This is a genomic window from Streptosporangium sandarakinum (assembly GCF_050942225.1).
GTDB lineage: Bacteria > Actinomycetota > Actinomycetes > Streptosporangiales > Streptosporangiaceae > Streptosporangium > Streptosporangium nondiastaticum.
Map to the genome: position 1 here is coordinate 2,105,466 of NZ_CP192034.1, position 13,186 is coordinate 2,118,651.

At 74.3% G+C, this 13,186-nt stretch carries 15 protein-coding genes; 5 read left to right on the forward strand and 10 right to left on the reverse strand.

The features are described 5' to 3' along the window. The first annotated feature begins 128 nt into the window (after positions 1 to 128). The 3 genes from ACQP10_RS09890 (at position 129) to ACQP10_RS09900 (ending at position 2,205) form a co-directional block, all read left to right on the forward strand. Complete coding sequence (locus ACQP10_RS09890; RefSeq protein WP_433541247.1) at positions 129 to 887, forward strand: SDR family NAD(P)-dependent oxidoreductase; 759 nt, start codon at positions 129 to 131, stop codon at positions 885 to 887. Between the two features lie 127 nt (positions 888 to 1,014). Beyond that, positions 1,015 to 1,377: a phosphomannose isomerase type II C-terminal cupin domain gene (locus tag ACQP10_RS09895; RefSeq protein WP_433541248.1), complete on the forward strand. Its 363-nt coding sequence runs from the start codon at positions 1,015 to 1,017 to the stop codon at positions 1,375 to 1,377. Between the two features lie 150 nt (positions 1,378 to 1,527). Further along, positions 1,528 to 2,205, forward strand: a complete 678-nt coding sequence (locus tag ACQP10_RS09900) for an HNH endonuclease family protein (protein WP_433541249.1) — start codon at positions 1,528 to 1,530, stop codon at positions 2,203 to 2,205. Here the strand turns inward: ACQP10_RS09900 and ACQP10_RS09905 are convergent, their stop codons facing one another. From ACQP10_RS09905 to ACQP10_RS09920, 4 genes are all read right to left on the reverse strand, one after another. Continuing rightward, complete coding sequence (locus tag ACQP10_RS09905) at positions 2,206 to 2,586, reverse strand: PepSY domain-containing protein (protein WP_399499731.1); 381 nt, start codon at positions 2,584 to 2,586, stop codon at positions 2,206 to 2,208. Positions 2,587 to 2,815: 229 nt separating this feature from the next. After that, positions 2,816 to 3,001, reverse strand: coding sequence for a hypothetical protein (locus ACQP10_RS09910; RefSeq protein WP_433541250.1), 186 nt, complete (start codon positions 2,999 to 3,001; stop codon positions 2,816 to 2,818). 2 nt (positions 3,002 to 3,003) lie between these two features. After that, on the reverse strand, positions 3,004 to 4,068 hold the full coding sequence (locus tag ACQP10_RS09915; protein WP_433541251.1) for a sensor histidine kinase: 1,065 nt from the start codon (positions 4,066 to 4,068) through the stop codon (positions 3,004 to 3,006). Continuing rightward, positions 4,065 to 4,745 (reverse strand): response regulator transcription factor, encoded by a 681-nt coding sequence (locus tag ACQP10_RS09920; protein WP_399499729.1) that lies wholly within the window; start codon positions 4,743 to 4,745, stop codon positions 4,065 to 4,067. The genes ACQP10_RS09915 and ACQP10_RS09920 overlap by 4 nt, the downstream gene beginning before the upstream one ends. 423 nt (positions 4,746 to 5,168) lie before the next feature. Between ACQP10_RS09920 and ACQP10_RS09925 the strand changes: the two genes are divergently transcribed. Further along, positions 5,169 to 5,441, forward strand: coding sequence for a hypothetical protein (locus ACQP10_RS09925; protein ID WP_433541252.1), 273 nt, complete (start codon positions 5,169 to 5,171; stop codon positions 5,439 to 5,441). Between the two features lie 175 nt (positions 5,442 to 5,616). Here the strand turns inward: ACQP10_RS09925 and ACQP10_RS09930 are convergent, their stop codons facing one another. The 6 genes from ACQP10_RS09930 to aceB are packed head-to-tail and all read right to left on the reverse strand — an operon-like array spanning position 5,617 to position 12,078. Further along, positions 5,617 to 6,357 (reverse strand): IclR family transcriptional regulator, encoded by a 741-nt coding sequence (locus ACQP10_RS09930; protein ID WP_179818822.1) that lies wholly within the window; start codon positions 6,355 to 6,357, stop codon positions 5,617 to 5,619. A 29-nt stretch (positions 6,358 to 6,386) separates the two neighbouring features. Continuing rightward, positions 6,387 to 7,625, reverse strand: a complete 1,239-nt coding sequence (locus ACQP10_RS09935) for a (Fe-S)-binding protein (RefSeq protein ID WP_433541253.1) — start codon at positions 7,623 to 7,625, stop codon at positions 6,387 to 6,389. Position 7,626: 1 nt separating this feature from the next. Next, the gene (locus tag ACQP10_RS09940; protein ID WP_433541254.1) at positions 7,627 to 7,815 is read right to left on the reverse strand and encodes a hypothetical protein; all 189 of its coding nucleotides are present in this window, start codon (positions 7,813 to 7,815) and stop codon (positions 7,627 to 7,629) included. Further along, positions 7,812 to 8,996: an FAD-binding oxidoreductase gene (locus tag ACQP10_RS09945; protein ID WP_433541255.1), complete on the reverse strand. Its 1,185-nt coding sequence runs from the start codon at positions 8,994 to 8,996 to the stop codon at positions 7,812 to 7,814. The genes ACQP10_RS09940 and ACQP10_RS09945 overlap by 4 nt, the downstream gene beginning before the upstream one ends. After that, positions 8,996 to 10,453 carry an FAD-linked oxidase C-terminal domain-containing protein gene (locus tag ACQP10_RS09950; protein WP_433541256.1) on the reverse strand — a complete coding sequence of 486 codons (1,458 nt, stop codon included), beginning with the start codon at positions 10,451 to 10,453 and terminating at the stop codon, positions 8,996 to 8,998. Before ACQP10_RS09950 ends, ACQP10_RS09945 begins: the two co-directional genes overlap by 1 nt. A 38-nt stretch (positions 10,454 to 10,491) precedes the next feature. Further along, positions 10,492 to 12,078, reverse strand: a complete 1,587-nt coding sequence (aceB, locus tag ACQP10_RS09955) for a malate synthase A (RefSeq protein WP_389997282.1) — start codon at positions 12,076 to 12,078, stop codon at positions 10,492 to 10,494. Positions 12,079 to 12,311: 233 nt separating this feature from the next. Here aceB and ACQP10_RS09960 point away from each other — a divergent pair, with 233 nt between their 5' ends. Further along, a complete protein-coding gene (locus ACQP10_RS09960) occupies positions 12,312 to 13,115 on the forward strand; it encodes a DUF4097 family beta strand repeat-containing protein (RefSeq protein ID WP_389997285.1) in 804 nt (267 codons plus the stop codon). Positions 13,116 to 13,186: the final 71 nt, after the last annotated feature.

The window sequence follows — 13,186 nt, forward strand, 5'->3', positions numbered from 1 at the left end:
CCGGTCGGAACCGCCGGCCCGGAGCGCCGCGCGCGCATCGACCGCCCGTGAGGGAAGCCCCCTCACGGGCGGTCGGCGTTCACCTCTAGAATCTCGTTCGGTAATTTCCGCGAACGGGGAGGAACCGGATGCTGGACCGATTCCGGCTGGACGGCAAGGTAGCGATCGTCACCGGAGCCTCCTCGGGGCTGGGCGTGGCGTTCGCCCGCGGTCTGGCCGAGGCGGGCGCGGACGTCGTGATCGGCGCGCGACGCAGGGAGCGCCTGGATGAGACCCGCGCGCTGGTCGAGGAGACCGGCAGGCGGTGCGTCGCCGTACAGACCGACGTGACCAGCCCCGACGACTGCCGGAGGCTGGTGGAGACCGCCGTCGCCGAGCTGGGCGCGGTGGACGTCCTGATCAACAACGCGGGCGTCGGCACGGCGGTGCCGGCCCTCAGGGAGACCCCCGAGCAGTTCCGCCGGGTCGTGGACGTCAACCTGCACGGCACCTACTGGATGGCCCAGGCCTGCGCCCAGGTCATGCGTCCCGGCTCCTCGATCGTCAACGTCGGCAGCATCCTGGGGGAGACGACGGCCGAACTGCCGCAGGCGGCCTACAGCGCGTCCAAGGCGGGCGTCATCGGCCTCACCCGGGACCTGGCCCAGCAGTGGACGGGCCGCCGGGGCATCCGGGTGAACTGCCTGGAACCGGGGTTCTTCGCCTCGGAGATGACCGAGCAGTACGCCCCGGAGTACATGGCACGGCAGCTGGAGACGCGGGTGCTGATGGGCCGCGCGGGCGATCCGGCCGAGCTCGTCGCCGCCGCGGTCTTCCTCGCCTCCGACGCCGGCTCCTACGTGACCGGCGCGGTGATCCCGGTGGACGGCGGGATCCTCGTCACCTGACCGGGGCGTCACCTGACCGGGGCGAGCCGCCCGTTCACGCGGAACATGTGCGTTCGTCATGAAGGCATGCGAGAGTGCCTCTTACCCGAGTCACCTGACAGGCTCGGGGGGAGTGAATGGAGGAGACGTGCAGCAGACCGACCGGCTCGGCGCGGTTATCCGGGATGAGCGTCCCTGGGGCGGTTTCGAGCGGTACACGCTCAACGAGGAATCCACGGTGAAGATCATCGAAGTGGCGCCGGGGCAGCGGCTCAGCCTGCAGCGGCACGAGCACCGCGACGAGCTCTGGGTCGCCATCGACCCCGGCGCGGTGTTCGAGATCGACGGCGAGCGGATCGAGCCGGCCGTCGGTGACCGGGTGCTGATCCGGGCGGGCCAGACCCACCGTCTCAGCTCCTCGGGACCGGCCACCCGGATCCTGGAGATCGCCTTCGGCCACTTCGACGAGGACGACATCGAGCGGCTGGAGGACTCCTACGGCCGGGCCTGAGCCGCCGGGAGGACCAGGGGGACGAAGGGTGGCGAAGTGGGAGATGTCCTCCCGCTTCGGGCTCACCGCAGCGTTGAGGTTTTGGTGGCCGCCTGTCGGTGGTGGGGTACTTTGCCACTTCATGGGTAACGAAGCGGTGTGAGAGGTGGCATGATGCGATCGGCGCTGGGACGGAGCGCGGTCGCCGCGGCGATGGCGTTCGCGCTGGCCGGCTGCGGCGGTCTGACCGGGGCCGCCCCCGGCGACGGGCAGGGCGCGGCCGGCGGGAAGACCGCGGCCCAGGCGCTCAAGGATCTCGACAGGCTGCAGGTCAAGGGCCGGGCCCCGCTGACCGGCTTCGACCGTGAGGAGTTCGGGCCCGCGTGGTCGGACGTCGACCACAACGGCTGCGACACCCGCAACGACATCCTCAAGCGCGACCTGAAGGACGAGAGGTTCAAGTCCGGAACCCACGACTGCATCGTGGTGAGCGGTGTCCTGGACGACCCCTACAGCGGTAAGACGATCAATTTCGAGCGCGGCCAGAAGACCAGTTCGGCGGTGCAGATCGACCACGTGGTCGCCCTCGCCGACGCCTGGCAGAAGGGCGCCCGGCAGTGGCCGGAGAGCAAGCGCAAGGAGCTGGCCAACGACCCGCTGAACCTGCTGGCCGTGGACGGCCCGCTGAACAGCCAGAAGGGCGCGGGCGACGCGGCGACCTGGTTGCCGCCGCGCCGCGCCTACCGGTGCCCCTACGTCTCCCGTCAGATCCAGGTGAAGGTCAAGTACGACCTGTGGGTGACGGCCGCCGAGAAGGACGCCATGCGGACCGTCCTGAAGTCCTGCTGATCAGTCGTCCAGCTTCCGCTTGACCCGGGTGACCTTCCCGGTGGCGGCCGACACGTGGACCTCGTACTCCCAGCGGCCCTTACGCAGCTCGACCTTCCAGACCCGGCGGCCGTGCTCCCACTCCCGCTCGACCTCGGTCACCCGGGCGCCGGGCACCCGCTTCCGGGCGATCCGTACGGCCTCGCGGTAGGAGATGCCCGCGGTGGTGACGGTCGCCGCGGCGGGCATCGCCACGGTGGTGGCCGTCGCGGCGCCGGCGGAGAGGGGGGCGCCGGCCGCGGGCCGGGCGGCGGCGAGGACGGTCCCGCCCTCGCCGAACAGGAGGGCTGCGGTGGTCGCGGTGGCGGCGGTCGCGAGGGCGACCTTGGTGATCTGTCTCATGTGCCCAGGTTCGCCGCGATCACGATAGCGCCGCGTTAAGCCCGCCCTAAAACAAGCCGCGCTCTTTCCCGGGGCGCCGCCGGCCCCGAAGGACGTCACGCCTTCGCCGTACACCACCGCCGGAACGTCATGCCCGCCGGATCGCCCGCCCTCCGGGCGCGCCGCGCCGTCCCCGGGACGCGGCCATGCCGTGCGGACCCGTGCGGACCCGTGCGGACCCGTGCGGGCCCTACGCCCCGCCCAGCAGGAGGGTGACGCTCGCGCCGCCCGTGGCGGAGCCGCCCAGGGACAGCGAGCCGCCCGACGACTCGGCCGTGCGGCGGGCGATGTCGAGGCCGAGACCGGTCGATCCGGCGCCGCTCCTGCCGCGTTCCGGCGGCGCGGCGATGCCGAAGCCGGGCCCGTCGTCGGACACGGTCAGCAGCGCGCCGCCGTCCGCCGCCGCCAGCCGTACGGCGAGGCCCGCCCCTCGGGGGTGTGCGCGAACACGTTGCCCAGCAGCGCGTCCACGCAGGCGGCCAGCTCGTCGGCGGGAACCGCGACGGGGAGCGGCCCCGGGGCCAGGTCGAGGTCGAGCCGCCGGCCCTGGTCCTCGGCCAGCACCGACCAGAACGCGACCCGGGCCGAGACGACCGCCGCCGCGTCGCAGCCGGCCCGGTCCCGCGTCCGCCGCCTGGCCTCGACGATCACCGAGGTGACGGCCCGCTCCAGGGCGTCCACCCGGGCCTCGATCCGGGCCGCCTCGCCGGGGTCGGCCAGCGACTCCGCCTCCAGTCGCAGCCCGGTCAGCGGGGTGCGCAGCCGGTGGGACAGGTCGGCCGCGTTCTCCCGCTCCTCGGCGAGCAGGCCGGTGATGCGCTCGGCGAGATGGTTCAGCGCGAGGCCGACCGCCCGGACCTCCGGTGGGCCGCCGGGCACGGTCCTGGCCGCCAGATCACCGCGGGCCAGCCGGTGCGACACCCCGGCCAGGGCCGAGACCGGCCTGGTCACCGCGCGGGCCAGCCGGTCGGCGACCAGGACGCCGAGCCCGGCCAAGGCCACGCCGAGGGCCGCCAGCCCGGCCCACACCCGCGCCACGCCCTCGGTCAGGTCGGCGTCGCTCAGGTGGACCCGCACCACGGCCGTGCCGCCCGGCACGCCCTGGACGGCGACCAGGACCTCCCGCCCGCCCGGCACCGCGGCCGTGACGCTGCGGCCCCGGGCGGCCAGCTCGACGGCGGGGGAGCGCCGGGCGGGGGCGCCGACGACCCGCCCGTCCGGGAAGAAGACCGTCACCGGGTGCGCCGCCCGCTCGGTGCCGAGCCGCAGCGTCTCGACGTCCACCGAGCCGACCGTCACGGCCACCGAGTCGGCCTCGCTCTCGGCGGCGCTCATCGCCCGGCCCTCGGCCGCCGTGCGGACCAGCAGCGCGAGCGGGACGAGCAGGGCGATCAGGACGAGGGAGGTGGTCGCCGCGACCAGCAGGGCCAGCCAGCGCCTCATGCCGGGGCGGCCAGCCGTACGCCGACGCCGCGCACGGTGTGCAGGTACCGGGGAGCCGCGGAGGTCTCGCCCAGCTTGCGGCGGAGCCAGGAGAGGTGGACGTCCACCGTCTTGTCGGCGCCGCCGTAGGGGATCTGCCAGACGTGGGTGAGCAGCTCCCGCTTGGTGATCACCTCGCCGGGCCGGGAGGCCAGGTAGTGGAGCAGGTCGAACTCCTTGGGGCTGAGGTCCAGCGGCGCGCCGTCCAGGCTCGCCTCCCTGGTGCGGGCGTCCACCCGCAAGGCCCCGACGGCCACCGCGCCGTCGGCGCGGCCGGCGCCGGCGCGCCGGAGCACGGCGCGGATCCGGGCGTCGAGCTGGGCGGCGGTGAACGGCTTCACCACGTAGTCGTCGGCTCCGGCGTCGAGCAGCCGGACCATCTCCGCCTCGCCGTCCCGGGCGGTCGCCACGATCACCGGGATCCGGCTGACCGCCCGGAGCATGCGCAGCAGGTCGAGGCCGTCGAGGTCGGGCAGACCCAGATCGAGCACGACCAGGTCGGGGCGCTCCTCGACGGCCAGCCGGAGACCGTCGAGGGCGGCGGCGGCCGACGCCACCGCGTGGCCCCGGTCGCGCAGGGCGCGGGTGAGCGAGGCGCGGATCACGGCGTCGTCTTCGATGAGCAGCACATTGGACATTTGCCGCAACGGTAGCCCGGTTGTGACCCTCGGCATAAGCACGTTATCGACGTCTTAACCACGCCTTAGCCATCGCGCTGGGAGAGTGGGACCCGTGAGCAGGCGCATTCCCCTCGCCGCCGCCGCGGGCTGGCTGATCACCGCCGCCATCGCGACCGGAGCGGGCGTCACGGTGATCGGTGTCCTCGGCGAGCCGCTGGCCGACTCCGCCGGTCGTCCGCTGTCCGCGCGGGAGGTCCGCGAGGCGCTCGCCCGCGCGACCCCGGCCGCGGACGTCACCGCCGCGGGCCCAGCCCCTCCGCGGGCCCGACCGCCGCGGGGCCGGCGTCCACCGGCGCGACCGAGGCGCCCGCGGACGCCCCCGCCGAAGACCCCGCCGCCCCCGGGCCGTCAGCCACTCCCACGGCCGTTTCCGTGACCCCCGTGACCCCCGTGACCCCCGCGCCCACCGCCGCCGGGTCGCCGCCCGGCCACAGCCGGCTGATCGCCACGGCGGGCGGAAACGTGATCGCCCGCTGCGACGGGGGACTGGTGACCCTGCGGTCGTGGAGCCCGGCGCAGGGCTTCCACGTCGACAAGGTGGACCGGGGGCCGGACCGCCGGGCCCGCGTCGAGTTCGAGTCGGAGTCCGGCGAGGTGAAGGTCGAGATCCGCTGTTCGGCCTCGGACACCCCGGTGCACACCCTCGACGACTGACCCCGCGCCCGCTCCGGTCGCGGGGTACCCGCCAGGACCCGGTCCTCCCCGCCCGGACACGCGGACCCGGCCGCCCGCGTTCCCGCGGACCCTGTGATCAGAAGCCGATCGCGCGAACCCGGCGCGGACCCGGCGGTCAGAAGCCGATCCCGCGGACCCGGCGCGGATCCTGTGGTCAGAAGCCGAGTTCGGTGCGGAACGCCTCGGCGATCTCCCTCATGCCCCCGGCCAGCTCCTCCCGGTCGAGGGCGTCGATCCGCTCGGCCGGACCGGACACCGACATCGCGGCCACCACCCGCGAGCCGTCCCGCACCCCGACGGCCAGGCAGTGCACGCCCAGCTCCTCCTCGCCCAGGTCCGTCGCGTAACCGCGCCCGCGTACCCGCTCCAGCTCCGCGAGCATGCCGGGCAGGTCGGTGATCGTGTTGGCGGTCCGCCGCGGCATGCCGGTCCGCTCCACGATGGAGGCCACCTCGGTGTCCGGCCGCGCGGCCATCAGGACCTTGCCCACGGCCGTGCTGTGCGGCAGCACCCGCCTGCCGACCTCGGCGAACATCCGCAGCCGCCGCGGGGAAGGCACCTGGGCGACGTAGACCACGAAGTCGCCCTCCAGCACCGCGAGGTTGGCCGTCTCGCCGGACAGCTCGACCAGCTTCGCCAGGTACGGCTGCGCCCAGGTGCCGACCATGCGCTCGGCCACCCCGCTGAGCCGCAGCAGCGCGCCGCCCAGCGCGTACCGCCGGCCCTCGTCCTGGCGCACGTACCCGCGGTCGACCAGCGCGCGCAGCAGCCGGTGGATCGTCCCGTACGGCAGGCCCGTCCCGGCGGCGATCTCCGACAGCGTGGCCTCGCCGCCCCGCTCGGCCAGCGCCTCCAGCACGTCCAGTGCCCGGTCGACCGACTGCACGCCGCTCATGCGATTCCCCTGTCCGATCCGTCCTACGCTCACGGCACCTTCGCCAGGCCCCGCAGGGAGGCGTCCAGGACCTGCGCGGTGTGCGCGACCGGCAGCTCCGGGCCGCCCCGGCGGCGCAGGGCCGCGGTGATCTGCATGGTGCAGCCCGGGTTGGCCGAGACCAGCAGGTCGGCCCCGGTGGCCAGCACCCGTTCGGCCTTGCGGTCGCCCAGCTCGCGCGCCGCCTCGGGCTGCAGCAGGTTGTAGGTGCCCGCCGAACCGCAGCACACGGCCGCCTCGGCGACCTCCCGCACCGTGAGGCCCGGGATGGCGGCCAGCAGCGCGCGCGGCTCCGACCGTATCCCCTGGGCGTGCGCCAGGTGGCAGGCGTCATGGTAGGCCACCGAGAACCGCAGCGGGTGCCGGGGGGCCACCGGGCCGAGGGCGGCCAGATGCTCGGCCAGGTCGGCGGTCCGGATCGCGCGGGCCCGCTCGGCCCACTCGCCGCCGAGGATCTCGGCGTACTGCTTCATGGTCGATCCGCAGCCCGCCGCGTTGACCACCACCGTGTCCACGCCGACCCGCTCGAAGGCGGTGATCGTCCGGCGGGCGAGGCGTACGGCCTGCTCCTCGCGCCCCGCGTGCAGCGACAGCGCCCCGCAGCACCCCTGCGACGGCGGGATGACCACGTCGCAGCCCTCCATCGCGAGCACCCGGGCGGTGGCCGCGTTCACCTGCGGAAAGAACTCGCCCTGCACGCATCCGGTGAGCATCCCGACCGTGGCCCTGCGCCGGCCGACGGCCCTGACCCGGCGCGGCAGCCGTACCCGGGCCGGCACGTCGGGGGCGAGACCGGCCATGGCCGCCAGGGACGGGTTGATCCGCTCCAGCCGCGGCGCGATCCGGCGGCGCGCCCCCGCGGACAGGCGCAGCGGCAGCCGCAGCGCCCGCAGCCGCCGGGGGTAGGGGAAGAGCTGAAAGACGATCTCCCGCAGCGCCCGGTCGGCGGGCTCCCTGACGTGCTCGCGCTCCACCACGGCACGGGTCTGCTCGATGAGCCGGTCGTAGCGCACCCCGGAGGGGCAGGCGGTCACGCAGGCCATGCAGCCCAGGCACGCGTCGAAGTGCCCGGCCATCTCCGGGGTCAGCGGGGTGCCGCCGACGTGCTGGCCCATCAGGTGGATCCGGCCGCGGGGGGAGTCCATCTCCTCGCCCCACAGCACGTACGTCGGGCAGGTCGGCAGGCAGAACCCGCAGTGCACGCAGTCGGCGATCAGCTCGGGGTCCATGTCACATCCCTCCAGGGAGGCGGCCGGGGGACATCCTGCGGTCGGGGTCGAGGCGCTCCCTGACCCGCCGCATCAGCGGCAGCGCGCTCACCGGCCCCCAGGGGTCGACGGCGGTCATCAGCGCGGGCGGCGCGGCGACGACGGTCAGCCTGCCGCCGAGGCCGGCCAGGCCGTCCCGGACGGACGTCACGAACCCCGCGAACTCCGGCGGCGCGACGCCGGAGGGCAGCCCGGCCCGCAGAACGCCCGACGCGACCGACCCGCGCACCCGGGCGGGCAGGACGCCGTCCGCCACCGCCCGCAGCGCGCCGCCGGCCCGGCCGGGCGGGAACCGCAGCTCCAGCAGCGTCTCCTCGCCGGGCGGGACCCCCACCACGCGGGCGCCTCATCGGTGACCCGCGCCGGACAGTGTCCGTCCAGCAGGTCCCGTACGGCGCGCGCCCGCTCCTCGGCCGCGGTCCCCTCGACCAGGACGGCGAGCGAGGGCTCCCGGCCGGGGCCGGGCAGGTCGGCCTCGATCGCGCTCGGCTCGGCGGGGGAGGCGGCCAGCAGCCCGGCCAGCGCGTCCAGCGCGTCCCCCGACGGATCGGACGGCCAATCGGACGCGGGCGGCTCCGCGACGACCCAGCGGCGGACGGGCGGGACGGGGTTGAGGCGGAAGACCGCCTCGGTGATGACGCCGAGCGTGCCGTGGGAGCCGGTGAACAGCTTGCCCAGGTCGTATCCGGCGACGTTCTTGACGACCTTGCCGCCCGACCTGGCGACCGTGCCGTCGGCCAGCACGACGGTGACGCCGATCAGCAGGTCGCGAGCGGTGCCGTAGCGGAACCGCAGCGGACCCGCCTCGGCGGTGGCGAGCGTGCCGCCGACCGTGGCGCCGCCGTCGGGGACGTCGAGGCAGAGCCGCTGCCCCCGTTCGGCGAGGACGGCCGCCAGCGTCCCCATGGTCGTGCCCGCCATGACCCGGACGATCAGGTCACCCGCGGCGTGTTCCGGCACCCCGTCGAGGCGGCCGGTGCCGACCACCAGGTCGCAGCGCTCGGGTGGCAGGCCACGGTGCGGCTTGGTGCCGCCGCCCACCGGGACCACGGCGAGGTCGTGCGCGGCCGCGTGGCGCAGCAGCGCGGCGACCTCACCGGTGCTCTCCGGCAGCGCCACCCAGCGGGGCCGGACGCCGGACACGGCGTCACCGGGCCCGGCCTCCTGGACCGCGACCCCCGTCCCGTACGGCGCGGCGGCCTCGCGCGCGGCCGTCCCCGCCGCCCGGTCCGGGCCCGTCCCGGGCTCGGGGACGGTCCGCCCGGCCGTCCGATACGGCGCCGCCCCGTGCGGCGCGGTCTCCCGTGGCGTGTCCTCGCGCCGGCCGTCCATCAGAACTGCTCCGCCCGTCCTGACTCGACCAGGGGGTGCGCGCCCCTGCGGACCCCGGGGACCTCGCCGCACAGGCGGGGGGTGGGGAAGATCTTGCCGGGGTTCGACAGGCTCCGGGGGTCGAAGGCGCAGCGCACCCGCTGCATGGTGTCGAGATCGTCTTCTGAGAACATCTTCGGCATATATCGGGATTTGTCCATGCCGACGCCGTGCTCGCCGGTGATGGACCCGCCGTGCTCCACGCACAGGTCGAGGATCCGCCCCGAGACCAGCGCGGCCCGCTCGGCCTCCCCCGGCCGGGCGTCGTCGAACAGCACCAGCGGGTGCAGGTTGCCGTCCCCGGCGTGGAAGACGTTGGCCACCCGGATGCCGTGCTCCCGCGACAGCCGGTCGATGCTCGCCAGCACCCCGGGCAGCGCGGTCCGGGGCACCACCCCGTCCTGCACGATGTAGGCGGGGCTGATCCGGCCCACCGCGGCGAAGGCGGACCTGCGGCCCTTCCAGATCGCGGCGCGCTCCTCCGGGCCGTCGGCGGTCCGCAGCTCGAACGCGCCGCTCTCCCGGCAGATCCGGGTCACCTCCTCGTACTGGCGGGCCACCTCCGCGGCGGGCCCGTCGAGCTCGACGATGAGCACCGCCCCGGCGCCCTCGGGGTAGGCGCAGGCCACCGCGGCCTCGGCCGCCTCGATCGCCAGGGCGTCCATCATCTCGATGGCGGCCGGCACGATGCCGCCGCCGATGATCGCCGACACCGCCCGGCCGCCCCGTTCGATGCCGTCGAAGGCGGCCAGCAGCGTCGTCACGGCCTCCGGCGCCCGGGTCAGCCGTACGGTGATCTTGGTGGCGATGCCGAGCGTGCCCTCCGAGCCGACGAACACCCCCAGCAGGTCGTAGCCGGGGTCGTCGTCCGACAGCTCGACGATCTCGCCGTCGGGGGTGACGACCTCCAGGCCGAGCACGTGGTTGACCGTGAAGCCGTACTTCAGGCAGTGCGCGCCGCCGGAGTTCTCCGCCACGTTGCCGCCGATCGAGCAGACCTGCTGGCTGGAGGGGTCGGGCGCGTAGTAGTAGCCCAGGTCGCGCACGGCCTCGGTGATCGCGAGGTTGGTGACCCCCGGCTCCACCACGGCCCGCCGGGCGGCCATGTCGACCGACAGGACACGCCGCATCCTGGAGGTGACGATCAGCACCCCGTCGGTGCGGGGCAGCGCCCCGCCCGACAGGCCCGTGCCGGCGCCCCTGGCCACGAACGGCACACCGTGGGCGCCGCAGAGCCGTACCACGGCCGCGACCTGCTCGGTCGTCTCCGGCAGCACGACGATGCCGGGGACGGCCCGGTGGTGGGTCAGCCCGTCGCACTCGTAGGTGCGCAGCCGTACCGGATCGGTGATCACAGATCCGCGGCCGAGGACCTCCTCCAGCCGCCGGGTCAGCTCCGCGAGCGGCTCCGCCGCCATCGCCCCTCCTTCCATGCGCCCCGCGCGGTCACACCGCCTCAGGGCATCCGCGCGTAGGCGGGCAGGGTCAGGAACTCGGCGAAGTCGTCGTCCAGGGCGACCTCCTTGAACAGGGCGGTGGCCTGGGCGTAACGGGCCTCGTCGTAGCCCGGCTCCGTCCTGATCCCGTCGAGCTCCTCGTCGATGATCCGCTCGACGAGCTCCCTGGTGACCACGGCCCCGGTGTCGGCCAGTTCGATGTCGTTGTGGATCCACTGCCAGATCTGCGACCGGGAGATCTCCGCCGTGGCGGCGTCCTCCATCAGGTTGTGGATCGCCACCGCGCCCTGCCCGCCCATCCAGGCCGCCAGGTAGCGCAGCGCCACGTCCACGTTGTTGCGCAGCCCGGCCTCGGTGATCTCACCCGGCGTCTTGGAGACCGCCAGCAGGTCCTCGGCCGTCACCCGGACGTCCTCGCGCAGCCGGTCGAGCTGGTTGGGACGGTCGCCGAGCACGCCGTCGAACACCTCGCGGCAGATCGGCACCAGGTCGGGGTGGGCCACCCAGGACCCGTCGAAGCCGTCGCCCGACTCGCGGGTCTTGTCGGCCCTGACCTTCTCCAGCGCGACCCGGTTCACCTCGGGGTCCCGGCGGGAGGGGATGAAGGCCGCCATGCCGCCGATCGCGTGCGCGCCCCGCCGGTGGCAGGTGCGGACCAGCAGCTCGGTGTAGGCGCGCATGAACGGCGCGGTCATGGTCACCGCGTTCCGCTCGGGCAGCAGGAACTCCCGGCCCCGGGTGCGGAACTTCTTGATCACGCTGAACAGGTAGTCCCAGCGGCCCGCGTTGAGGCCGGCGGAGTGCTCGCGCAGCTCGTAGAGGATCTCCTCCATCTCGAACGCCGCGGGGTAGGTCTCGATGAGGACGGTCGCGCGGATCGTGCCGCGCGGGACGCCGAGCAGCTCCTGGGCCCGGACGAAGACGTCGTTCCAGAGGCGGGCCTCCAGGTGCGACTCCATCTTCGGCAGGTAGAAGTAGGGGCCCCTGCCCTTGTCGATCTGCCGCCGGGCGCAGTGGAAGAAGTAGAGACCGAAGTCGACGAGCGAGCCGGAGGCCGGGGACCCGTCGACGACGACGTGCTTCTCGTCCAGGTGCCAGCCGCGCGGGCGGACCACGATGGTGGCCAGCTCCTCGTCCGGCCCGAGCGCGTAGCTCTTGCCGCCGGAGGAGAAGTCGATGGCCCGGTCCAGCGCGTCACGCAGGTTGAGCTGGCCGCTGACGGTGTTCTCCCAGGTGGGGGCGTTGGCGTCCTCGAAGTCGGCCAGCCACACCTTCGCCCCGGAGTTCAGCGCGTTGATCGTCATCTTCCGGTCCACCGGACCGGTGATCTCCACACGGCGGTCCACCAGGCCGGGCGCGGGCGGGGCGACCGTCCATTCCGACTCGCGCACATGCGCGGTCTCGGGCAGGAAGTCCAGGGTGCCGCCCGCCGACAGCTCCGCCTGCCGCTCCTGGCGGGCGCGCAGCAGGTCGAGACGGCGGGGGCCGAACTCGCGCTGGAGGGCGGCCACGAAGGCCAGCGCCTCCGGCGTGAGGATCTCGTCGAACCTGTCCAGCACGGGGCCGGTGATCTCAACGCCGTCCATACGCTTCCTTTCCGTATTGCGGAAAAACAATTCTGGGATGTGGAATAGACGCTACTGGGCGGGTCCCGGCCGGTCAATGGTGGGGTGTTCCTCAGGGTGCGCTCGGGGGAGTCCCGGATGCCCCCGGCCGCCGGGCCGTGTGAGAGTTGTCCTCGCCTCCCCGCGGCGGGGAGCGGCCGAGGCACGGGACGGGCGGAGACCCCCCGGCCGAGGCGTGCCGAGGAAAGGGACCCATGAAGAAGAACCTGGTCGTCGCCGGGGCGCTCCTGGGCGCCGTCGCCCTGCTCTCCGGCTGCGGGGTCGGCATCGGCTTCGGCCCGTCCGAGCAGGACGTCGTCTCCTACGACGTCACCGGTTCCCTGAAGGCCCTGGACGTCGCCACGGACTCGGGGGACATCGTGGTCGGCGCCTCGGACCGGCAGGGTGTCCACGTCACCGAGACGCTCCGCTGGCGCGGCAAGAGGCGACCCGAGACCGAGCACCCGGTCCAGGGCGGCACGCTCACCCTGCGCCAGAAGTGCGCCGGCAGCTGCGAAATCCACTACAAGGTCGAGATCCCGCAGGGGCTGAACGTCGCGGCCGACACCGAGTCGGGCACCATCACCCTGCGCGGCCTGAAGGGGACGAAGGCGACCGCGAGGACCGGCTCCGGCGACATCGACGCCGGCTCCTCGGAGGTCGGGGACCTCACCGCCGAGACCGGCTCGGGCACCATCACCCTGCGGAGCCTGAAGAGCGAGGACGTGCGGGCCGAGACCGGCTCCGGCGACATCACCGCCCGCTCCCTGACCGCCCGGCGGCTCACCGCCGAGGCCGGCTCGGGGACGGTCGAGGCGGCGTTCGTCATCGCGCCGGACCAGGTCGCCGCCGTATCCGACTCGGGCGACGTCACCCTGCGGCTGCCGCGGAACACCTACGCGCTGACCCTCGACACCGGTTCCGGCGACAAGACCGTCCAGGTCGGAAACGACCCGGCCTCCCCCAGGAAGGTCAAGGCGCGCACCGGCTCGGGGAACATCGGCGTGCTGCCCTCCTGAGCCTCCCCTCCTGAACGGCCCGACCTGCGTACGGCGGGCGGCGGGCGGCGCGGATCCCGGCCCGGCGGCGG

Excerpts from the sequence above, each read along its gene's own strand:
- ACQP10_RS09905 (WP_399499731.1), bottom strand. The coding sequence starts at position 2,586 with ATGAGACAGATCACCAAGGTCGCCCTCGCGACCGCCGCCACCGCGACC.
- ACQP10_RS09950 (WP_433541256.1), bottom strand. The coding sequence starts at position 10,453 with ATGGCGGCGGAGCCGCTCGCGGAGCTGACCCGGCGGCTGGAGGAGGTC.
- ACQP10_RS09920 (WP_399499729.1), bottom strand. The coding sequence starts at position 4,745 with ATGTCCAATGTGCTGCTCATCGAAGACGACGCCGTGATCCGCGCCTCG.
- ACQP10_RS09900 (WP_433541249.1), top strand. The coding sequence starts at position 1,528 with ATGATGCGATCGGCGCTGGGACGGAGCGCGGTCGCCGCGGCGATGGCG.
- aceB (WP_389997282.1), bottom strand. The coding sequence starts at position 12,078 with ATGGACGGCGTTGAGATCACCGGCCCCGTGCTGGACAGGTTCGACGAG.
- ACQP10_RS09945 (WP_433541255.1), bottom strand. The coding sequence starts at position 8,996 with ATGGACGGCCGGCGCGAGGACACGCCACGGGAGACCGCGCCGCACGGG.
- ACQP10_RS09890 (WP_433541247.1), top strand. The coding sequence starts at position 129 with ATGCTGGACCGATTCCGGCTGGACGGCAAGGTAGCGATCGTCACCGGA.
- ACQP10_RS09960 (WP_389997285.1), top strand. The coding sequence starts at position 12,312 with ATGAAGAAGAACCTGGTCGTCGCCGGGGCGCTCCTGGGCGCCGTCGCC.
- ACQP10_RS09930 (WP_179818822.1), bottom strand. The coding sequence starts at position 6,357 with ATGAGCGGCGTGCAGTCGGTCGACCGGGCACTGGACGTGCTGGAGGCG.
- ACQP10_RS09915 (WP_433541251.1), bottom strand. The coding sequence starts at position 4,068 with ATGAGGCGCTGGCTGGCCCTGCTGGTCGCGGCGACCACCTCCCTCGTC.
- ACQP10_RS09935 (WP_433541253.1), bottom strand. The coding sequence starts at position 7,625 with ATGGACCCCGAGCTGATCGCCGACTGCGTGCACTGCGGGTTCTGCCTG.